Origin of the sequence: Collinsella tanakaei YIT 12063 (genome assembly GCF_000225705.1) — a bacterium.
Taxonomy (GTDB): Bacteria; Actinomycetota; Coriobacteriia; order Coriobacteriales; family Coriobacteriaceae; genus Collinsella; species Collinsella tanakaei.
Genome location: NZ_JH126468.1, coordinates 109,106 through 130,526, shown reverse-complemented (window position 1 = coordinate 130,526; position 21,421 = coordinate 109,106). Strand labels below are relative to the sequence as shown.

Annotated in this window: 21 protein-coding genes and 1 pseudogene; 20 read left to right on the top strand and 2 right to left on the bottom strand. The window is 55.2% G+C overall.

Annotated elements, in window-relative coordinates; all coding sequences use genetic code 11:
• From HMPREF9452_RS03955 to HMPREF9452_RS11530, 4 genes and pseudogenes are all read left to right on the top strand, one after another.
• The gene (locus HMPREF9452_RS03955; RefSeq protein WP_009140822.1) at positions 1-1,302 is read left to right on the top strand and encodes a PTS sugar transporter subunit IIC; all 1,302 of its coding nucleotides are present in this window, start codon (positions 1-3) and stop codon (positions 1,300-1,302) included.
• Between the two features lie 9 nt (positions 1,303-1,311).
• Positions 1,312-1,662: a PTS lactose/cellobiose transporter subunit IIA gene (locus tag HMPREF9452_RS03950; protein WP_009140821.1), complete on the top strand. Its 351-nt coding sequence runs from the start codon at positions 1,312-1,314 to the stop codon at positions 1,660-1,662.
• Positions 1,649-3,112, top strand: a complete 1,464-nt coding sequence (locus tag HMPREF9452_RS03945; RefSeq protein ID WP_050797619.1) for a glycoside hydrolase family 1 protein — start codon at positions 1,649-1,651, stop codon at positions 3,110-3,112. The genes HMPREF9452_RS03950 and HMPREF9452_RS03945 overlap by 14 nt, the downstream gene beginning before the upstream one ends.
• Positions 3,113-3,510: 398 nt before the next feature.
• A pseudogene (locus HMPREF9452_RS11530) lies at positions 3,511-3,603 on the top strand (hypothetical protein); the annotation flags it as partial.
• Between the two features lie 833 nt (positions 3,604-4,436).
• Here the strand turns inward: HMPREF9452_RS11530 and HMPREF9452_RS03940 are convergent.
• Positions 4,437-5,306 carry a MurR/RpiR family transcriptional regulator gene (locus HMPREF9452_RS03940; protein ID WP_009140818.1) on the bottom strand — a complete coding sequence of 290 codons (870 nt, stop codon included), beginning with the start codon at positions 5,304-5,306 and terminating at the stop codon, positions 4,437-4,439.
• A 243-nt stretch (positions 5,307-5,549) separates the two neighbouring features.
• Between HMPREF9452_RS03940 and HMPREF9452_RS03935 the strand changes: the two genes are divergently transcribed.
• The 6 genes from HMPREF9452_RS03935 to dagF all read left to right on the top strand — a co-directional run bounded on the left by HMPREF9452_RS03935 (position 5,550) and on the right by dagF (position 10,108).
• Entirely contained in the window at positions 5,550-5,960 is a 411-nt protein-coding gene (locus HMPREF9452_RS03935; RefSeq protein WP_009140817.1) for a PTS sugar transporter subunit IIA, read from the top strand.
• Between the two features lie 91 nt (positions 5,961-6,051).
• Complete coding sequence (locus tag HMPREF9452_RS03930) at positions 6,052-6,543, top strand: PTS system mannose/fructose/N-acetylgalactosamine-transporter subunit IIB (protein WP_040362359.1); 492 nt, start codon at positions 6,052-6,054, stop codon at positions 6,541-6,543.
• Positions 6,544-6,553: 10 nt separating this feature from the next.
• A complete protein-coding gene (locus HMPREF9452_RS03925) occupies positions 6,554-7,321 on the top strand; it encodes a PTS mannose/fructose/sorbose/N-acetylgalactosamine transporter subunit IIC (protein WP_009140815.1) in 768 nt (255 codons plus the stop codon).
• Complete coding sequence (locus tag HMPREF9452_RS03920; protein ID WP_009140814.1) at positions 7,314-8,180, top strand: PTS system mannose/fructose/sorbose family transporter subunit IID; 867 nt, start codon at positions 7,314-7,316, stop codon at positions 8,178-8,180. The genes HMPREF9452_RS03925 and HMPREF9452_RS03920 overlap by 8 nt, the downstream gene beginning before the upstream one ends.
• Before the next feature lie 66 nt (positions 8,181-8,246).
• Positions 8,247-9,365: a DgaE family pyridoxal phosphate-dependent ammonia lyase gene (locus HMPREF9452_RS03915; RefSeq protein ID WP_009140813.1), complete on the top strand. Its 1,119-nt coding sequence runs from the start codon at positions 8,247-8,249 to the stop codon at positions 9,363-9,365.
• 5 nt (positions 9,366-9,370) lie between these two features.
• A complete protein-coding gene (gene dagF, locus HMPREF9452_RS03910; RefSeq protein ID WP_009140812.1) occupies positions 9,371-10,108 on the top strand; it encodes a 2-dehydro-3-deoxy-phosphogluconate aldolase in 738 nt (245 codons plus the stop codon).
• Positions 10,109-10,317: 209 nt separating this feature from the next.
• Here dagF and HMPREF9452_RS12290 read toward each other — a convergent pair whose 3' ends face one another.
• Positions 10,318-10,653: a tyrosine-type recombinase/integrase gene (locus HMPREF9452_RS12290; RefSeq protein ID WP_332247766.1), complete on the bottom strand. Its 336-nt coding sequence runs from the start codon at positions 10,651-10,653 to the stop codon at positions 10,318-10,320.
• Between the two features lie 1,778 nt (positions 10,654-12,431).
• Here HMPREF9452_RS12290 and HMPREF9452_RS03900 point away from each other — a divergent pair.
• From HMPREF9452_RS03900 to HMPREF9452_RS03855, 10 genes are all read left to right on the top strand, one after another.
• Positions 12,432-12,878, top strand: coding sequence for a PTS sugar transporter subunit IIA domain-containing protein (locus HMPREF9452_RS03900; protein ID WP_009140810.1), 447 nt, complete (start codon positions 12,432-12,434; stop codon positions 12,876-12,878).
• Complete coding sequence (yajC, locus tag HMPREF9452_RS03895; protein ID WP_009140809.1) at positions 12,878-13,162, top strand: preprotein translocase subunit YajC; 285 nt, start codon at positions 12,878-12,880, stop codon at positions 13,160-13,162. The genes HMPREF9452_RS03900 and yajC overlap by 1 nt, the downstream gene beginning before the upstream one ends.
• 75 nt (positions 13,163-13,237) lie before the next feature.
• Positions 13,238-13,720, top strand: a complete 483-nt coding sequence (gene agaV / locus HMPREF9452_RS03890) for a PTS N-acetylgalactosamine transporter subunit IIB (RefSeq protein WP_009140808.1) — start codon at positions 13,238-13,240, stop codon at positions 13,718-13,720.
• A gap of 92 nt (positions 13,721-13,812) precedes the next feature.
• Positions 13,813-14,610 carry a PTS mannose/fructose/sorbose/N-acetylgalactosamine transporter subunit IIC gene (locus tag HMPREF9452_RS03885; protein ID WP_009140807.1) on the top strand — a complete coding sequence of 266 codons (798 nt, stop codon included), beginning with the start codon at positions 13,813-13,815 and terminating at the stop codon, positions 14,608-14,610.
• Positions 14,600-15,682 (top strand): PTS system mannose/fructose/sorbose family transporter subunit IID, encoded by a 1,083-nt coding sequence (locus HMPREF9452_RS03880; RefSeq protein ID WP_009140806.1) that lies wholly within the window; start codon positions 14,600-14,602, stop codon positions 15,680-15,682. The genes HMPREF9452_RS03885 and HMPREF9452_RS03880 overlap by 11 nt, the downstream gene beginning before the upstream one ends.
• 147 nt (positions 15,683-15,829) lie before the next feature.
• Positions 15,830-16,561, top strand: coding sequence for a GntR family transcriptional regulator (locus HMPREF9452_RS03875; protein WP_009140805.1), 732 nt, complete (start codon positions 15,830-15,832; stop codon positions 16,559-16,561).
• Between the two features lie 112 nt (positions 16,562-16,673).
• A complete protein-coding gene (agaS, locus tag HMPREF9452_RS03870) occupies positions 16,674-17,840 on the top strand; it encodes an SIS domain-containing protein (RefSeq protein ID WP_009140804.1) in 1,167 nt (388 codons plus the stop codon).
• A gap of 208 nt (positions 17,841-18,048) precedes the next feature.
• A complete protein-coding gene (gene nagA / locus HMPREF9452_RS03865; RefSeq protein ID WP_009140803.1) occupies positions 18,049-19,209 on the top strand; it encodes an N-acetylglucosamine-6-phosphate deacetylase in 1,161 nt (386 codons plus the stop codon).
• A 218-nt stretch (positions 19,210-19,427) separates the two neighbouring features.
• Positions 19,428-20,303, top strand: coding sequence for an aldose 1-epimerase family protein (locus HMPREF9452_RS03860; protein WP_009140802.1), 876 nt, complete (start codon positions 19,428-19,430; stop codon positions 20,301-20,303).
• 75 nt (positions 20,304-20,378) lie between these two features.
• The gene (locus HMPREF9452_RS03855) at positions 20,379-21,314 is read left to right on the top strand and encodes a hexose kinase (RefSeq protein ID WP_009140801.1); all 936 of its coding nucleotides are present in this window, start codon (positions 20,379-20,381) and stop codon (positions 21,312-21,314) included.
• Positions 21,315-21,421: the final 107 nt, after the last annotated feature.

The following is a 21,421-nucleotide window of genomic DNA, read 5'->3' as shown; positions in this document are numbered from 1 at the left end:
ATGAAAGGCATTATGGATTGGTTCAGCAATACGTTGGCGCCGGGTATGCAAAAACTATTCGGTAACCCATGGGTCAGCGCCGTTGCCTCTGCGATGCAAAAGATTCTGCCGTTTATCTTGGTTGGTTCTGTCGTATCCATCTACAACGTGTTTGTGCGGTATATTCCGGGCCTGCCTGACCTGAGTTTTGTCAACACGTTTAGTTTTGGCATGATGTCGGTCATCGTGGCCTTTATGGTCGCGTACTTCGGTATGGTTGAGCTTGATCACCCTAAGTATCAGGTGACGGCTGGCTTGACCTCTCTAACCGTGTTCCTGATGGCGTTGTGTCCCACGGTGGCAACGTTGGCGAAGAATGCTGAAACGGGCAATACCGAGCTTGTAGTTACGAACATCAACTATCTGGGTGGCAGCGGCCTGTTCGTGGCGATTATCGTGGCATTGATCATCATGCTTGTGTTTCACCTGTATGCGAAGCTACATGTGCTTGAGGGCAGCGATAGCGTGCCGGATTTCGTTATCGAGTGGGTAAATAACATCATTCCGATGACCTTAATTTATTTGGTGTTTGGCGCCATCGTATTCATTGCTGAATTTGATATTGTCGGATTTATCAATATCATCTTTAACCCCATCAATTCAATTGGTCAGTCCCTGCCGGGGTTCCTGATTATTAATTTCCTGTATGTACTGCTGTATTCGGTGGGTATCTCCGCTTGGTCTCTCAATGCAATCGTTAAGCCAATTCTTATGGCTGGCATCGCTGCCAACGCTGAGCTTGTGCTTGCCGGCGGAGCGGCAGTGAACATCGTGACTACGGAGACGATTTTCACCACTGCACTTGTGGCAATGGGTGGATTGGGCGCCACGCTGCCGCTAAACTTGCTCATGTTCAGGTGCAAGTCCAAGAAGCTGCGTACCATGGCAAAGATTTGCGTCGGTCCGTCGATCTTCAATATTAACGAGCCGCTGGTTTACGGTGCTCCTATTGTGTTCAACCCGCTGCTCATGATTCCTATGTGGGCGAATTCCATTGTGGGTCCGTTGATTGTCTGGTTTGTGATGAGGGGTGGATTACTGAACATCCCTGCGGGAATCAACAATATTTCACGTATCCCGGCGCCAATCTGCACCTGGCTCACTACTGATGATACCCGTGCGTTTATCTGGTTTTTCGTACTGCTGGTGGTTTACACGTTGATTTGGTACCCGTTCCTGAAGAAATATGACAATCAGGTTGTTGAGGAAGAGGCGGATCGCGCGGAAGCGACTGGAAAAGCAGTTGCAGACGCAGTTGCGTAAGGGGGGATCATGGAAGAGCTAGAGGACAGCGTTGTTATTCAGACGGCGCTCAAAATAATCCTTGCCGCTGGTGATGCACGCACCAAGGCGAACGAGGCGCTTGATGCTTTGGCCGATCGAAATTACAGTTCTGCCCACGAGCTGATCGGTTTGGCCCGCCAGCACATCCTAAAGGCTCACGAGGCTCAGACGGGTATTATCCAAGCTGAAGCTGCTGGAGAGCATTTCGAGCCATGTCTAATGTTTAACCACGCGCAGGATACACTCATGACGATTATGTCTGAAGTCAATTTTGCTGAACGTCTAATCGGCTTGTTCGAGGCTTTTTTCAATGATGGGAAGATCCATGAAGTTAAATGACGTAGCTGAGGTCCCACCAAGAGGAGGATTTCCAGAAGACTTCTTGTGGGGTGTGGCCATGAGCGCTAAGCAGGCCGAAGGGGCTGCGACTGAGGACGGACGTGGTCTCACCGTCGCAGATCTGCAAGATTACAACCCGCAAGACACCATGAAGGTCAAAGGGGACTTTACTCGCGATCAAATCCTTGAGCGTCTAGAGCATCCCGAGCACTATTGGTTCCCGAAAAAGCAGGGTATCGATTTCAGGCATACCTATCGCGAGGACTTGGCGTTGTTGGCGGAGCTTGGTATCAAGGCATTTCGCACTTCGATTTGCTGGTCGCGCGTGTTTCCCAATGGCGATGACGAGAAACCGTCGGACGAAGGGATTGCCTTCTATGAGGACTTATTCAGCGAAGTGCGTCGACTTGGGTTGGAGCCGATTGTGACCATCTATCATGACGATATGCCGGTCTCTTTGGCGCTTCGTTTTAACGGCTTCCTCAGTAGGCATGTGGTCGACGCGTATGTGTGGTATGCAACGTTGATGATGGATCGCCTGCGTATGCTAGTTCGCTATTGGATTCCGGTCAATCAGATCAATTTGACGCGGGTGGGCTTGAGTTCGCTTGGCATCGTGCGGGATACGGTTGATAATCTTGAAGCGGCTAAGTTCCAAGCAGTCCACAATAAGTTCGTTGCATGTGCTCGGGTGGCTGAAGCGGGGCGTACCATCTGTCCGGATTTCAAGTTCGGCTCAATGCTCGCAGACTTTTATCAGGCTCCTGCCACATGCTGCCCAGCAGATATGGTGCTTTCCACCGAGAAGAACCAGATGACGATGTTTTTCTTTTCGGACGTGCAGTTCCGTGGGGAGTACCCTGGGTACGCGTTGCGTTATTTTGAGGATAACGGTATCGAGATCCAGGTTGAACCTGGAGACCTAGAAGTCATTGCTGACAATACGATGGATTACCTGGCGTTGAGTTATTACAACTCGAACGTGGTGAGTGCAGATAAGAATTCGATGGCAATCGGAGACTATACGCTAAATCCGTATCTCAAGGCGAATCCTTGGGGTTGGACGGTGAATCCCGATGGTCTGTATGATTGCTTGACGCATTACTGGGATCGTTGGCGCAAGCCGATTCTGATTGCCGAGAACGGATTCGGCCAAGTTGAGCAACTTGATGCGAATGACACGGTGGAGGATGATTATAGGGTTGATTATATCCGCGAGCATCTGAAGGCGTTGAGAAAAGCAATCGCCCATGGCGTCAAAGTGTTTTCGTATTGCGCTTGGTCTCCATTGGATATGGTTTCATCCGGTACGAGCGAGATGCGCAAACGCTACGGCTTTGTCTATGTTGACCTTGACGACATGGGCGGAGGGACGGGCGAGCGCTATAAGAAGAAGTCGTTTGATTGGTATCGCCGGGTTTGTGCGTCAAATGGAGAAGAAGGGCTCTGAGCCGCAGCATTTTCTTCTTATGTGAATGATGGGTTATAGGACAAAAAGTGTGCCCAAAATCGGGTCGTCTGCGCAGGTAGGCGGCCCTTTCTCGTGTCTTTATAACTCGACGGCCCTTATAAGCACTTGGACGAAAAGTGTGTCTGCTAGACAGGTGAATCGCAGGTAGATATTCTCTTTTAGACGGCCTAAAAACCGTCTGCGGGAGGTTCGCCGTGAAGTCCGTGAAATGCCTGTCCTGCGGGTTGAAGATGAAGAGGAACGGGAAGACGTCTGCGGGCAGGCAGCGTTGAGGTGCCCGTCCTGCGGGGCGTCCTCCACGGTCCACAGGGACGGCGACGCCCGAGCGCTCCGAGTGGGACCGCCGGGGCTTCACGGACGAGGGGATGGTGGAGCTCGAGGCGTTCGAGTCCAAACGGTCTCGCGTGTTCCAGCAAGCGGAAAACCGCATGCACACTATCAAGGCCGTCATGTACGCGACCCTTAAATAGGCTGCGTTCTGCTTATGTGTAGCGGACCGGTTGGCCATCGCGCCAGCCGGTCCGTTTTCACTATCCCTTTCCCTTCAGAGTAAAAGCCCGAGGCCGACGCGCTTGGGCAAGACATAGATTCAAGTTCGATTTTTGCGGGCACCGTTACGGCTACGGTTGTGGAGGTTGACGCTGGATCGTCGGTGCTTGCCGTTGCCTCCAGTATCGCCGTTCGCTTGGTTGCGCGCGAACGCTACTTCGCGCGTCACGGCGAATGCGGGCGCCTTGGCGGCCTGTTGTGCTCTCTGCTTTGCGAGGGCGCGACCGCTTAAAGACGAAAACTCAGCTCGTCGGCTTGGCCGGCGAGCTGTTTTGTAATGATTGACCTGCGGGATTTGTTGCAGCCATCTCATGATGGTGAAAGCCATGTGCACTGGCATCTCGCACGCGATTATCGGACGTGGTAAAGGCGCGCACGCGGAGTGCCGAGAGAGCGGCCTTGACTTTTCGCGCTAGGAAAGTGGGGTTTCTCATGGCGCAGCTCATTATTATATGGGTGCTTTTCAGACGATTCGGCACCTCGCTTTTGGTCATGGCTTCTTGAGTCATATATATGGAAGCCGGGTTCGTATGGTAATTCGTCTAGAGGAAGCATAGTTTTTGAAGAAATAGTGACTCCGACGGCCTCCTGAATGAGGGCGGCGAACTTATACCAGGCTGCATGGGGATGTTCTCATTGAGAACAGCAAGGCTAAGATTATTGTCAGATTGCTTATTATGGTCGCCCACTTTTTTGTTACTGATCTTTAGTGGCAATCACAGCACGAAGGTGGCTTGGAGATACCGATTCATTTTTAGAAAGCAAGGACGCTTGGGCTGCTATTTTTGGAAGACGACATGCCGAGAGAGCTGACGAATCCACTCGTCTTCTTAACCAAGTCATAGTAATCATCGTGTCGGGAACGCAGCAAAGCACCAAAAAGGAGGTCCCATATAACCAGAACCATTGTTTCAGAGCTGATGGAGTAGCTCTGATTCGGCCCCGACGAAGGAGGTAAAAAGAAGTAGCAGTTGGAAAGGTCGCGCAGACTTGACTCGTGATGATGGCTAAGAGTGATCAGTTTTGAATTGTGCGTACACGCGATTGTTGCACAACGTTCCATGCGGTTGGTGTTTTCTGTTAGGTCGAGGAAGATGAAAAGAGTGTCGCTTTTGGAGGTTTCTGCCTGCACGCTCATTATGTCAGGATCCGTGATGGCGACCGCCCTCATGCCAAGAAGCATGAGCTTGTTCGTCAAGATGGAGGCGAGATTCGCCGCTCGACCAATACCGGTGATAAGGATAGAATCGCAGGCGTCTGCCAGGCGTGCGAATTCATCAACGGATGATGATTCGATTCCGTCGAAGAGCTTCGCGATTGATTCGACAAGCGGAGCCTGCAGGGTGGCTGCTTCGATTGATGGATTGCTTTGACGAGTGGCGGAAAGCTCTCGCTTAAACTTGCTCCTGAGTTCCTGGAAACCATCGAAGCCGATCTTTTGGGCAAAGCGAATAACGCTTGCGTCAGACACCCCTGCCTGCCGAGCGATCTCTGCTGCAGTCATCGAGCAGAAATCATCGGGATGGCTTGCGATGAACTGGCTGATCTTCCAGTCCACGTTGGTGAACTGGTTAGACATGGCGTCTATGATGTCGACAACGGTCATGGATTCAATAAGGGACACGGGTGCGGCCTCTCTGGATAGGTTAAATGAAATAAGTAGCTACATCTATTATCACCGTTTGTAGTAAATCTTATCGTTCGCTACATTGCAAGACAGAAAAATAACTAGTCAATAAACGTTTACGGGGAAAAACCTACCGTTTGTCTGTAGCGCGCTACATAATCTGCAGCCATTATGAATGTAGTGCACTACAATAAAATCAGTTCATCACTACATGGCTACAAAAATAGGAAGGAGGTTAGGATGGATAAGAAAACCGAAATCGTCATTCTGACCCACGGAGGATGGGGTACGAAGCTTGTCGAGAGCTTGAAAATGGTTTTTGGGGAAATAACCTGCGTTCACGAGATCCCCCTTCTGCCCCAGTACACCTTTGCCGAGTATTACCAAATGGTGGAGGAGTATCTGGCGGATCTTTCCAACGAATCTGTTGTATTGACAGATATCTTCGGTGGAACCACTTCAAATGTCGCAGCGAAGATCGGGCATGCTTCTGGCATGCGCGTTATCAGCGGATTGTCGGCACCGCTTCTCTTGGAGGCTTGCTCCCAGCTGCAGTATCAAGGAGCGCTTGACGCCGACAAGCTTCTCGAAGTCGGCAGGGGGGCCGCAAAGGACGTCGTGAAAGAAATCCTTTCCAATATGGGGAAATAGAGCCCGAAGCCATCATGTACCTAAAACCAACCCTTTATAAGGCCCCGATTTCCGGGGCATGGAATTCGTTGTCTTGAAAGGTGTGAAAGACGTGGCGGATATTGCATTGTGCCGAATCGACTCGCGACTGATCCACGGTCAGGTGATGACCAAATGGGTCAATCAGTCCCAGGCAAATCGGATTATCGTGGTCAGCGACGATCTTGCGAACGACGACTTTATGCGTAGCATATACCTCATGAGCGCCCCGGAGGGAATCAAAGTAGATTGCTTCACGAAGCGGCAGACCATCGATTCGTTCGCGGATGGGCGCTTCGGCGCCGGACGGGTCCTGCTCCTGCTCCCCGATCTTGCCTCCATGAAGGAGCTGGTGGATTGCGGCGTGAACGTTACGTCTATTCAGGTCGGCGGCCTTGGCGGCGCACCCAACCGAAAGGTAGTGTTCCAGAACATCACGCTCGATGATGCCGATGCTGCCGTGCTGGACGACCTGTCTTCAAGGGGAATCGAGATCTACTTCCAGACGATTCCGGAGGACGCCCCTCAGGGCGTGGAGTCCATCCTTAAGAAATACCGTAGTTAGGAGGAGAATCGTGAACGTATTGGCGATTTCAATTTTCATGGGCGTGTACTACTGGTTTTGCCGCCTGCGCTTTGGTTACACCTTCTCGAGCGCGCTCCTGCAGCCAACGGTAATCGCCGTTTTCGTCGGTCTCATCACCGGGGAGATGGTCCTCTCAATGCAGATCGGCGCGGCATTGCAGCTCGTCTACCTCGGCGTCACGTCTACTCCGGGCGGCAACGTTCCCTCGGACCCCGCCCTCGCTGGATGCATCGCGATCCCTCTCGGCGTTATGGCGAATATGAGCCCCGAGGTCGCAGTCGCCCTGGCAATCCCCTTCGGCGTCGCGGGCGTTTTCGTCGACCAGCTCCGCCGCTCAACGAACTCCATTTGGGTTCACCTGGCGGACAAGTATGCAGAGGACGCGAACTGCAACGGCATCATGCGCTGCGCCTTCCTGTACCCCGCCCTCATGGGCTTTCTCATCCGCTTCCCCCTCGTGTTCGCCATCAACTATCTTGGCGCGTCCGCGGCGGCGGACCTGCTCGCGGTCATCCCCGATTGGCTCATGCATTCGTTTGAAATCATGGGCGGAATCCTCCCGGCTCTTGGTTTCGCAATCACCATAATGGTCATCGGCAAGAAGAGCATGATCCCCTTCTTCCTTATTGGCTATTTCGCAATGGTTTACTTCGGCGATGCCGGCTTAACCACCATGGCCATGGCAATCTTTGGAACCTGCTTCGCCCTTATTCTCCGCATGATTATGTTCAGGAAGGAAGGTGTTCTGAATGAGTAACCTCGACACCTCTTCGGCAAATGCTGGTGCGACCGCGACGTCCGAGCCCGCCAAGGTCCTTTCCAAGAAGGACGTTACCAAATCCATGTGGATCTACTACGCTGGCGCAGAGCTCTCGAATTCTTACGAGCGCCTGCAGTCCCTGGTTTTCTGTGCCTCGATGACTCCGGTTCTGAAGAAGCTCTACACCAAGAAAGAAGACCTCTCCGAGGCGCTCAAGCGCCACTTGATCTTCTTCAACACCGAAGGAACGCTCGGCTCCATCATCCAGGGCATCACCATTGCCATGGAGGAGGAGAAGGCCACCGGCGGAGACGTGTCGGACTCGGCAATCACGGGTGTGAAGACCGGCTTGATGGGTCCTGTTGCGGGCATGGGAGATGCTATTATTTGGGCGGCTTTGATGCCCATCATCCTTGGCATCTTCCTTCCTTTCGCATCGGACGGAATGGCCCTCGGCGGCATCGGGCCCCTGATTCTGTATCCCGCTTCCACTATGGCGATCTCGTACCTCCTCATCCATAAGGGATATAAGCTGGGAAAGAAATCCATCGTCGGCATCATGCAGGGCGGCATGATGAAGTCCATCATCTTTACCGCCAATGTGATCGGCCTGATCATGATGGGCGCGCTGTCCGCTTCCTATGTGACCATAACCACGCCGCTTTCGTTCACGGTCTCTGAAGGCACGACCATCGTGGTGCAGGATATCTTGAACCAGATTGTTCCGGGCCTCCTCCCGCTGCTCGCGGTCTTCGGAATCTACTTCTACCTGACCAAAAAAGGACCCCGCTATAACGTGATCCTTATCTCGGTCGTCGTCTTCTCCGTTGTCTGCTCGCTTCTGGGCATCCTGTAAAACTCTAATTGGCGGCGGGGCTCCAGCGAATGAGCCCCGCCGCGCTCTATTAAGTTTGGATGAGAAATGGTGCATAACATTTATCAAGGTATGGGGTTGTCGCGAGTCGTCAACGCTAGCGGCCGCGTGACGAAGCTCGGCGTGTCGACGATCTCGGACAGGGTCGCCAGCGCCGCGGTCGCTGGGGCCCAGTCCTACGTCGTCATCGACGACCTCATCGACCGGGCGGGCAAAATGATCGCCACCCATACGGGGGCGGAAGACGCCTGCCCAACCAGCTGCGCGTCAGCCGCCATTGCCATGTCGGTTGCCGGGTTGATCACAAAGGGCAAATGGACCGCCGTCGCACGAATGCCCGATTCAACGGGAATGGCGAACGAAATCGTCCTCCAGAAGGGGCATTCAATCGATTATGGAGCCCCCATGCCCACAATGATTAGGCTGGGTGGCGGAGTCCCCGTGGAGGTGGGAACCGCAAACGAGGTCCATCCTGAAGACATCGAGGAGGCGATTACCGATAAAACGGTTGCCCTTCTTTATGTAAAGAGCCATCATTGCGTGCAAAAGGGCATGGTGGGCATCGAGGCGATGAGAGACATCGCTCACCGGCACGGGCTTCCGTTCGTAGTCGACGCAGCGGCCGAAGAGGACTTCCGAAAATACATCGCCCTGGGAGCCGATCTCGTCTGCTATTCCGGGGCAAAGGCGCTGGAGGCAACCACCTCGGGATTCGTATGCGGTAAGGAAGAGCTTATCGGCTACGTGAAGAAGCAGTATCGGGGCATCGGCCGCGCCATGAAGGTCGGCAAGGAGCAGATTACGGGGCTTCTGGAGGCGTTGGGCCAGTACGAGGAAATCGACCACGAAGCCCGGGCGGAGATAAACAAAGAGGCGGCGGGCTACCTGGTCGAGAAGATAGAAGCCATTTCGGGCCTTAGGGCGACGCTCATTCAAGACGAGGCGGGTCGCGCAATCTGGCGCTGTAGGGTGGCCATCGATCAGGCGGCGCCGAACGTTCGTAAAACAATGTACCAAGTAAACGAGGAGCTTCGAAAGGGCGACCCTACCATTTGGGCGCGCACCGAGTTCCTCAACCTCGGGATGATCGATTTTGATCCCCGCCCCCTGGTTCAAGGGGACAAGGAGCTGATCGTCGGCAAGTTGGAAAAGATAATGGGGGAGTAGCCTACATGACAAACATTAATTACTATAACGACCGTGTCTGCCTTAACGTGCTGGCGGGATGCCTCGAAAACGCTCGCGATATTTATAAAGCAGCAGAAGGGCATGTCGAGGTGGGCGTTCTTACTGCGAATTATCCCGACGTCGAGACGTGCGTCGAGGACATGGCGAAGTACATGGAAGTCCTTGAGGGCAATCTGTCCGTGGGTCTCGGCGGCGGCAATCCGGCCCAGTGGCGTGCGGTGGCAGATGTTGCAAAGACGATTAAGGCAAACCATTTCAATCAGGTATTTTCTGCAGTGGGTTGGACCAGGGCAAACGTCGGGAATGACGAGAGCCATATTAATGCCCTGGTTTCTCCGACGGGGACTCCTGGCAAAGTGAAGATCTCCACCGGTCCCCTTTCAAAGGACTGCGCGGACCCTGCAACCGTATCCGTCGATACCGCGATCACGATGATTAAGGAGATGGGCGGAAACTCTCTCAAGTTCTTCCCGATGGGCGGGCTAAAGGTTAGGGACGAGCTCAAGGCGGTTGCCGAAGCATGCGCCAGAGAGGACTTCTGTCTCGAGCCTACCGGCGGAATTGACCTGGATAACTTCGAAGAAATCATGAGGATCATCATCGACGCAGGGGTTAAGCGGATCATCCCTCACGTTTATAGCTCAATTATCGATAAAAGCACTGGATGCACCAAGATCGAGTGTGTGGAGCAGCTGCTGAACATGGTTAAAACGTTGGTCTAGAGGATCGCAGAAGCGATTGCCAGATGGGATGGAATGCTTTTCATCCCGCGTTCTTCACTCGTAGCGACTCAGAAAACGGCATGCTGCGCCTGGAAAGAGCAATGTCCAGGCGCAGCGCATTGCTCAATTTCATTGATGATTTCTTCAGAGGTGGAGTAACTATATAGGGCAATCATCGGATGATGGGTGGATAGATTCAGTTAAATGTTTCAAGATACGAGGCTATCAAAAGCCTCGGCTGCCTCCCTATCCTTTGATTCTATTGCATGCGAATAGATGGAGAGCGTGGTGCTGGGTGACGCGTGCCCAAGTCTCGCCTGGACAGTCTTAATATCCGCTCCCTCGCCGATTAGCAACGTTGCTTGCGTGTGCCTTAGCGCATGAGGAACAAGTCCGCTGTACCCAGTGCCTCGTATGTGCTTCTTTCCGTTTTTGGTAAACTCCTTTTTGATTACAGAGTAAGCCCCAAAATCATTGTCAACGCAGAAATTGCGAAACCATCGATCAAAATTATGACCATCTAGATTTCCAGCGATTGAGACCATCGAGCCCTTTTTATTGCGACGCGAAGCTATCAGGGAATGAACAATTGGAGTGTCGTCATTTTGGATGCAGCCGGCTAGGGCGAGTTCTTCTTGGATCTTTTTCCAGGAGTCGAGATGCTGGGACAACTGAGTACTGATGGCAATTGTTCTATTGCTCATTTTAGACTTTGGTGCCCGGGGGACCTTATCATTGGTATAATGCCGACATATACGAAGCGTCTTGTTGATGGGGTCATAATCATCCCAGACCAAGCCGAGCATCTCGCCTCGTCTAAGACCGCAAAGCAGAAGAATAAGGGCGCCCGTTATCTTTGAGGACGGAGGCTCGTCAATAAGGCAGTGAAGAAAGCGGGAGGCTTCTTCAGCGCTAAGCGCCTCTCGCTCTTTATATATTGGTTTGGGAAGCTTGATCGCATTACATGGATTGCGATCTAAAAGTTCATTGCAACGGCATCGTTTAGTATTTGGCGCAGCTTAACATGGGTGCCGTAAAGCCCTGCTTCCGACATTCCGTTTTCTAGGGCAAGAGAGTAGGCGCGTTTAACATCGTCTAAGCGAAGGCTGGCAAGAGGGGTATTCCCAAACATCTCTTTAATATGTTTGATGTATCCGGACTCCCGATCGAAAGCAGGGGGGGGGATTTAAGGATCGTTTTCCTCAAAGTATGAAAGTCGGTGGCGTACTCAGCTAGAGTCTGGGCTGAGTTGGGCATTTCATTAATGCCCTCAAGCTCCTTACGGTATTCCGCCGGCCAGTTCTTGAGTTTTTTGGACCTACAATGGAAGGTGCGCATTTTGCTTCTACGGTATTTCCCGGTCGAGGGATCTTTGTCAAGCGAGAAGCAGAGTCTAAAGGAACCTGGCTTGCCTTTTATAGGTTCCGCGGTATCCTTTGGCATTCTTTCCAATTCGAGAATCCATTAGTAATTAGCTTCAAAGCAAAGTAGATCTATCATCTGGGTGACCAACCCAATTGGTCACCCAGATGATGGATCTACTTTTTCACCCTTGAAAATCCTCAAGGGGTGAAATAGGGGTGAAAAGCAAAACTAATGATGGGTTATCGAAACGTAAAAAACAGCAATCTACCTGTGATTATATTAAATCTGAATTACATAGAATAATAGCAGGAAATGAGTGTGTGCAAGACTTCGTAAAGCGGGGGTCACCAGTTCAAGCCCGGTTGCTGGCTCCATTGAACAAAACAGGCCGAAGGCGAATGTCTTCGGCCTGTTTTGTTTTCTAGCGAATCCACTGGGAGCATCACGGAAGAGGCGAAGTGGGCCAGAAGCGATCTGCTCTCTAGGAGATGCGATGGCGACTGAGAAATCTGACCGGTAGGGAATAGCAATTTCTAAGTCAAATTGGGATGAAAAATGACCGTTGAACGTCGGTGAGCGGTATATGAACACCGTTCACATAATCGTTGGTAAAATATTGAAATTCACAATCCTGTTCATACCAGTTCATAGAAATGAACCGCTCTCCACAACTGACCAGCGGGATTGATGTAGAGCATATCATGCGGCGATATGTTCGTTTTCATACCCTGTAGATGGGTGGAAATTAAAAACAGGTGTTCCCAATCAATAAAAATAGGCAGGTAAGCGGGTGTACTATTACTGTAAACGGTAGAAAATCGCCAACAAACGGTGTGAGACCGTTCACGGAGCCTATGCAAATTGACGAATGGTTGAGCGGTGCTAATATAGGCACCACTTATCACGTGGTTACAACCAGTTGCGCACCTTAGCGTACACATTGAAAAGGAGTCGGTGGATGATCGGATTTATCCTGACGGGTCACGGAGAGTTCTCCTGCGGCCTTAAGAGCGCCCTCGATATGGTTGCCGGCGACCAGCCCGCATTCCAGATCGTTCCCTTTGAGGGCTCTGAGGCTGCTACCTATGGAGATGATCTTCGTTCCGCCATCACCTCCATGCGTGCCGAGTGCGAGGAGGGCGTTATCGTCTTCGTCGACCTTCTTGGCGGCACCCCGTTTAACCAGTCGATGATGATCGCCAACGACGTCGACAAGATCGAGATCATCACCGGTACCAATCTGCCGATGATCATCGAGCTCCTGTTCGCTCGCAACGGCGCCACCGACGTGACCGCTCTTGCCGAGCAGGCCGTCACCGTTGGCCAGGCCGCCGTCACCCGTCAGTCCCTCGCCTCCGTTATGGGCGGCGACGACGCTGACGAGCTCGACGAGGACGGCATCTAATGGCCGACTTTGGAGCGAACGTCCTTGCTTCCTCCGTCGCCCTGATCATTCTTCTCGCAGTCATGGGCCTGGTCTACTACTTCTGGTCCAAGGCCAACATCAAGAAGAAGAGCAAGTACTTCGAGCAGATCCACACCGAACTTGCCCCCGGCCAGGAAGTAATGTTTGCCGGCGGCATCTTTGGAACCGTTAAGAGCGTCAACGGCGATAAGGTCGAGATCAAGGTTCGCTCCGGCGCAATCCTCGACGTCTCTCGTTATGCAATCCAGGAGATCAGCAAGTAAGACACCTCAAGGGATAAAGCATCAACCCTTTGGATGTAATAAGCCAGATCGCGTACACGAAAGGAACGGATCACCATGGCAGAGCCCAACATTCTTCTCACCCGTATCGATAACCGCCTGATTCATGGTCAGGTTGCGACCCAGTGGAACTCCACCCTGGGTTCCAACCTCATCCTCGTCGCCAACGACGAGGTTTCCGGCAACACCATGCGTCAGAACCTCATGAAGATGGCGGCCCCGGCCGGCGTCGCCACCCGTTTCTTCTCGCTGCAGCACACCATCGACATCATCGCGAAGGCGTCGCCCAAGCAGAAGATCTTTATCGTGGCCGAAACTCCGCAGGACGTGCTTACGCTCGTCAAGGGCGGAGTGCCTATACGTAAGGTCAACATCGGCAACATGCACATGTCGGAAGGAAAGCGGCAGGTAGCCACCTCTGTGGCCGTCGACGACGCCGATGTAGCTGCTTTCAAGGAGCTTCAGGAACTGGGGGTGGAGCTTGAGATCAGGCGTGTTCCGAGCACGCCGGTCGAGGATATCAACAAGCTGTTCTCGTAACCGCTCGTTAGTATCCGCCGCGTAAGGCTTAACAGTCTTCCGCACAATCGTTAGTTTTCTTTGCAAAAGAATTTTGAAAGGAGGAGCATAAGATGGACGTCTCGTTTGTTCAGGTCGCACTTATCTTCGTGGTCACGTTTATCGCGGCTATCGACCAGTTCGACTTCCTCGAGTCCCTGTACCAGCCCATCGTCACCGGCGCTATCGTTGGCGCAATCCTCGGCGACGTGCAGACCGGTCTTGTCGTCGGCGGTACCTACCAGCTGATGACCATCGGTAACATGCCGATTGGTGGTGCTCAGCCGCCTAACGCCGTCATCGGTGGCATCATGGCTGCTGTCTTCGCTTGCTCTCTCAACATGGACGTTAACGTTGCAGTTGCTGCTGCTATCCCGTTCGCGCTCCTCGGTCAGTACGGCGTGACCCTGTTCTTCACGCTTCGTGCTCCCATGCTTGAGTCCTTCCGCGCTGCTGCCGTCAAGGCTGACACCAAGGCGATCACCCGCCTGACCGTCATCTCCGAGTGCATCCTCGGCCTCATCTTCGCCGCTATCGTCACCCTGTTCTTCATCGGTGGCCAGGCCTTCGGCAACGCTGTTGTCGAGGCAATCCCCGAGTGGGTCAACACCGGCCTTTCCGCTGGTGGCGGCATGATGAAGTTCGTCGGCTTCGCAATCCTGCTGAAGATTATGATGAACCGCGACATGTGGGGCTTCTTCTTCATGGGCTTTGGCCTCGCCCTCATCGCGGTCAACATCCCGGCTATCGCCGGCCCTGCCCTGCTTATCCTGACCTTTATCGGCTTCGGCATCGCTTTCTGGGACTTCCAGCAGCAGACCGAGCTCAAGGGCGCTGCTTTTGACGGAGGTGACATGAGCGATGGCATCTAATGAGTTTGTTGTACCTGCACAGTATGAGGATCTTACTCCCGCTCCGCAGGTTGATTCGAAGACGCTGAACCGCATGGCTCTTCGTTCCTACTGGCTGCAGTCCTCGTTCAACTATGAGACCATGCAGTCCGGCGGCTGGCTGTTCGCTATGATCCCCGGCCTCGAGAAGGTTCACACCAACAAGAACGACCTCGCTGCGTCGATGTACCACAACCTGGACTTCATCAACACGCACCCGTTCCTGGTCACCTTCGTTATGGGTATCGTTCTCTCCCTCGAGCAGAACAAGCTTGATACCCAGACCATCCGCGCCGTCCGCATCTCCGCTGCTTCGCCTCTGGGCGGCATCGGCGACGCCCTGTTCTGGCTGACGCTCGTGCCCATCACCGCCGGTATCACCTCGAACATGGCTATCGAGGGCAACATCGCGGCTCCGTTCATCTTCCTTCTCATCTTCAACCTGGCCCAGGCTGCTTGCCGCTTCGGCCTCATGAAGTGGGCTTATAAGGTTGGTACCGGCGCTATCGATGCTCTGACCGCCAACATGCAGGCGTTCACCCGCGCCGCTTCCATCCTCGGCGTTTTCGTCGTCGGCGCTCTGACCGTCACCATGGGTGGCACCCAGATTAACCTCACCATCCCCAACGGCACCACCCGTGGCCTCGCTGCCAACACCGTGATCGTGTCCAACGAGGATGCTGAGAACTTCGCCGGCCTCGAGGGCATCGACACCGAGACCGCTGAGCCCGGCACCATGGCTCTCACCGACGTCGACGGCAACCCCCTGAAGGCCGCTGACGCCGATGGCAACGCTGTTGATTGCGGCGTTGTCGACCTGGGCAACGGCATGAGCTCCGTTACCTACGGTACCGTCACCGAGACCGAGGTTAGCTACTCCGTGGCTTCCACCCTCGACACGGTTCTCCCCAAGCTGGTTCCGCTGGCTCTCGTGCTTATGCTTTACTTCCTGTTCGCTAAGCACAACTTCACGCCGATCAAGGGCATCGTCCTGCTGCTCATCATCGGCCTGCTTGGCGCTGGCCCCTTCGGCCTGTGGCCCAGCATCTGGTAAGGCTCTATGGCCCGGTGCGCTCATAGAGATGTGGGCGCACCGCCCCTTACTACATGTGTGTGTATGTAGGCCGTAACTCGTACGTATCGGGTTACGGCCTTTTTATTCCCCTGCGGGAACGATTACTGGAAAAGGAGGCGAAGACTCATGGCAATCGGCGCGCGCAAGCAGCCTTTGTACGATCAGCTAGTTGACATTTTGTCCGAGAAGATTGACCACGAGTATCGTCCCGGCGATCTTATGCCATCCGAGCGCGAGCTGTCTGAGCGCTATGGTCTTTCCCGTACTACGGTGCGCTTGGCTCTTCAAGAGCTTGAGCGCCTTGGCCTGGTGATTCGCCAGCATGGGCGCGGCACGTTCGTCGCCGACCGCTCTGCGCAGACCACCAACCTCATGCAGTCCTATAGCTTTACGGAGCAGATGCGTGAACTCGGGCGCGTTCCCGAGACCACCATCTTGGAGTTCTGCGAGTTCGAGGCTGATAAAAACCTCGCCGAGCATATGGGCACCCGCATCGGCGAAAAGCTTTTCAAACTCAAGCGTCTTCGCTCGGCAGACGGCATGCCCATGATGATCGAGCGCTCTTATCTTCCGGTTAGGAAGTTTCTTTCCCTCAAGCGCCCCATGCTTGAGAAGAAGCCCCTCTACGATGTTATCGAGCAGGATTTTCGCGAGAAGATCCGCGTGGCAGAGGAGGAGTTCTTCGCAAGCATCGCTCGTCCCGCGGATGCTCGCCTGCTGGATATCAGCGAGGGCGCGCCGGTGCTGGATCTTGTTCGCACCACGTATAACGTCAGCAACGAGATCGTGGAATACACGCTTTCCGTTGCTCGAGCGGATCAATTCAAATACAAGGTCTTCCATCATAGGAATGACTAGATATATGGCGGTTTCGTTAGGTTTATCTTTTGGTTAACTGGTTACAACCAGCAAACCATTTAAGGCATATACTACAAGGTAGTGAGCCTTCTAGGAAAGAGAGGTATTGTTAATGTTCGAGAAGGATATTGAGAGCCTGAAGGCGCTTGGTGCCGATATCACCACCGGCGAGATCAAGCAGCAGCCCGAGCTGTGGCTGGACACCCTCAACATCTACAAGGACAACAAGGACGCTATCGACGCCCTGCTTGCCGACGCTCGCGCCATGGGCGAGGGTCGCTTGTCCGTCATCTTCACCGGTGCCGGTACTTCTGACTACGTCGGCGATACCTGCGCCCCCTACCTTCGCCACGCTGGCGATACCAACCTCTATGATTTCAAGCCCATCGCGACTACCGATATCGTTTCGGCTCCCCGCGACTTCCTGCGCGCCGAGGATCCCACCCTGCTGGTATCCTTCGCCCGCTCCGGCAACAGCCCCGAGTCTCTTGCGGCCGTCGAGGTTGCCCGCAAATTCGTGAAGAACATCAAGTTCCTCAACATCACCTGCGCTCCCGAGGGCAAGCTCGCCGTTCAGTCCGCCGACGACCCCGATGCCCTGACCCTGCTGATTCCCCGTGCCAATGACAAGGGCTTTGCCATGACTGGCTCCTACAGCTGCATGACGCTGCTCTCCACCTTGATCTTCGACTCCGCCGATCTCGCTACCAAGGAGGCCTGGGTTAAGCAGGCTGCCGAGATGGGCGAGGAGGTCGTTGCTCGCGAGGAGGAGATCTCCTCCATGCTGGCCGGCGATTTCAACCGCGTTACCTATCTTGGCTCCGGCTCCTTCGTGGGCCTGGCTCAGGAGTCCCAGCTCAAGATTCTCGAGCTCGCTCACGGCCTGGTCGCAACCTCTTGGGATTCCTGCATGGGTTATCGCCACGGACCCAAGTCCTTTGTCGACGACAAGACCCTGGTCTTCGTCTTCATGAACAACGACGAGTACACCCGTCAGTACGACCTCGATATCCTGAACGAGATCAACGGTGACGAGATCGCTCAGAAGACCGTCGCCATCCAGCAGGACCTCACCCCTGCTTTCGAGGGCGAGTCCTTCACCTTTGCTGGCCGCGAGGCTCTGCCCGAGGGTTACCTGGCGCTTCCCTTTGTCATGTTCGCCCAGGTGATCTCCCTGCTGAACTCCGTCCGCGTTGGCAACACCCCCGACACCCCGTCTCCCACCGGCACCGTTAACCGCGTGGTCAAGGGCGTCACCATCCACCCCTTCGAGGCCTAAGCGCTATCGACCACGCAAGCTTAGCCTTACCTTGAGGTTTTGAGCACTACGTGCGCGACCGCATCATGCGGTAATGATTCTGCGCCCGCCCAGTCATCAGGACGGGCGGGCGCTCTTTTTAGGTTAATGCACTGCCGTCCATACCTTTCAGGCAAACTGGGGTATAGCTGCAGATATACGCTCATCTTACGTGTGTTAGGAGACAAGAATGAGCACCTATGCAATCAAGGCAGACGCCTTCTATCTTCCCACCCGCGTAGCCCGCGGTGGCTACCTCATGGTTGAGGACGGCGTTTTTGGCGAGCACGTGACCGAGGCTCCGGACTGCGAGGTTCTGGACTACTCCGGGCACGAGATCGCCCCCGGATTCGTCGATACGCATATCCACGGCTTCGATAACCACGACATCATGGATTGCAAGGCCGAGAGCGTCGCCGCCGTTTCTCGCGGCATCCTGCGCAACGGCGTCACCAGCTATCTGCCCACCACGCTCACCGCGAGCACCGAGCAGCTTGAGAGCGCCTGCGCCAGCGTCGCCGAGTACGTCGAGGCCGGCGACGACCGGCCGCACGCCCGCATCCAGGGCATCTTCCTCGAGGGTCCCTTCTTTACTGAGAAGTACAAGGGCGCCCAGAACCCCGCTTACCTGTCCGCTCCCACTATGGAGAAGCTGAATGCCTGGCAGGAGGCCGCTCACGGCCTGGTAAAGAAGATCGCCGTTGCTCCCGAGTATGAGGGCGCCGCCGAGTTCACCGCAGATGCCGTCGCCTCCGGCGTCGTGGTCGCCCTCGGTCACTCCGCGGCAACTTGCGAGCAGGCCCAGGCTTGCCTCGATGCCGGTGCCAAGGTCTTTGTCCACACCTACAACGGTATGAGCGGCCTGCACCATCGCGAGCCCGGCATGGTGGGCGCCGCGCTGTCCAGCCAGGACAAGTCTTTCTCCGAGCTCATCTGCGACGGTCATCACGTCAACCCCATCTCCGCCGGCATCGTCATGCACGCTAAGGGTCACGAGCACGTCGCCCTGATCACCGACTGCATGTGCGCCGGCGGCATGCCCGATGGCGATTACTTCCTGGGCGAGCTGCCCGTCGTGGTCGCCGGCGGTACCGCCCGCCTGAAGGACGGCGGCTCTCTCGCTGGTTCCATCCTTAACATGAAGGACGCCGTCAAGAACGTTGCGGATTGGGGCATCGCCACCAAGGCCGAGGCGATCTACATGGCGACCCAGGCGCCTGCTGAGGCCAACGATATCGACGATGTGTGCGGCTCCATCCGTCCCGGCCGCGATGCGGACTTTGTTGTTCTGGGCAAGGACCTGACGCTTGCCGAGACCTACTTGGGCGGCGTTTCCGTCTATAAGGCATAAACTGAATTCAATATGGCGCCGCGATGGGAACCGTCCGTCGCGGCGTCAATATCTTGCATGAGGCATGGGCGAGATCCTGTGCCGCTTCTGCGCGGCGCAAATCTGGGCTATGCTACATGGGTACTTGGGGGCAAGCTATCGATAAGCCGGGGCGAAAGGTTCCGGCGCCGTACGTGGCTCGGGCACGCGCCCGTAGCCAAGAAAGGTAGAGCAGAGCTTTGGAGCACATTCTCAAGAACGATCAGCTTACCGTTGCGCTTACCAGCGCCGGCGGTTCCTTCACCTCCATTGCGGCAAATGGCCGCGAGTATCTCTGGCAGGGCGATCCTGCCGTTTGGAGCGGGCAGGCGCCTATTTGCTTTCCCATCTGCGGCGGCCTTCGCGATAACCATGCGGTGACCGCGTCCGGTAAAGAGGTCAACCTGGCGCGCCACGGATTCGCCCGCAAGCAGGAATTCGAGTTCGCCGGCGGCGATGAGACTACCGCCGCGTTCGTACTCAAGAGCACGCCGGAGCTGCTCGAGCAGTATCCCTATCCCTTTGAGCTCACCGCCCGCTACGCCATCGATGGCGCAAAGCTCACCGTATCCTATGAGGTCGCCAACACGGGGCATGAGGACATGCCGTTCTTTATCGGCGGCCACCCCGGCTTTGCCTGCCCTCTGGACGAAGGCGAGCAGTATAGCGATTACAAGCTGCGCTTCGAGAGCGATGAGGCCGAGAAGCTCTGCTGCGCCGTGCCCTCCACCGGCTTGATCGACGTGGAGAACCGCGTGGAAAACCCCATGGATGGCCGAGACCTTCCGTTGACGCACGAGCTGTTCGATTTCGCCGAGACCATCTTCGACGTTCTTTCAAGCCGCGTTGTGGAGCTGGTCAAGAAGGACGAGGAAAAGGGCGTTCGCGTGAGCTTCCCCGACATGCCCTATCTGATTGTCTGGAGCAAGCCCGAGGGCGATTTTGTCGCGATCGAGCCCTGGGGAGGCCTCTCCACTTGCTCCGACGAGGATGACGTGTTCGAGAACAAGCGCGGCTGCTTGGTCGCGAAGCCCGGTGAGACCGTGGTGCGCAGCTTTACCGTCGAAGTTTTCTAGCGCGCCCGTTCGCCTCAACAACCATGCCCTCGGCTTGGATCCAAGCCGCTTGATTCCACCTGAAAGGAACCGACAATGATTCTTACCGTCACCATGAACCCCGCGATCGATACCGCGTATCATCTCGACCACCTTATCATCGACGACGTGAACCGCGTTGTTCCCAAGAAGACCGCCGGCGGCAAGGGCCTTAACGTCTCCCGCGTGCTGTGCCAGCTTGGCGACGACGTTGTCGCGACCGGCCTTATGGGCGGCCACATGGGCGCTTACATGGGCGAGCTTATGGACGCCGACGGCATCAAGCATGATTTTGCCCCCATCGCCGGCGAGACCCGCATCTGCCTGAATATCCTGCACGAGGGCAACCAGACCGAGCTGCTGGAGAGCGGCCCGGAGGTTTCGGCCGACGAGCTCGCCACCTTCACCGCCAAGTTCGCCGAGCTTGTCGAGAAGGCCGATTGCGTCACCATTTCCGGCAGCCTGCCCAAGGGTGTTCCCGCCGACTACTATGTCGAGCTGGTCGCTAAGTGCAACGAGGCGGGCGTTCCCGTCTTGCTGGATACCTCAGGTGCCTCCCTCAACGCCGCGCTCGAGTCCGATGTCACCCCAACCCTGGTGAAGCCGAATCTTACCGAGATCAACGCGCTTCTGGGAACCAGCTATACCCCCGACCAGGTTTCCGAGCTGGCAGCCGCCCTTCAGGCCGACGAGCGCTTCCAGGGCATCCCCTGGGTCGTCGTTTCCATGGGCGCCGCGGGCTCCTTCGGCTTCAACGGCGGCAAGATCTACCGCGCCGTCACCCCGCCCATCCCTGCGGTCAACGCGACCGGCTCCGGTGACTCCACCATCGCCGGCTTCGCCCATGCCATCGCCGCGGGCGCCGACGCCGCCACCGTTCTTAAGACCGGCAACACCTGCGGTAAGCTCAACGCCATGGATCCGCAGACCGGCCACCTGGTCATCAATCGTTGGGACGAGGTCTACAACGCCGTCGAGGTGACCGAGCTCTAGGCCTTTGCCCCAAGGGGCTTTGCCTTAAGCATGTCGTTGTAGATGCGGACAGCTTGCTACAAAGGGAGGGGAGCCCGGTGGGGTTTCCCTCCTTTTTTCCGTTATAA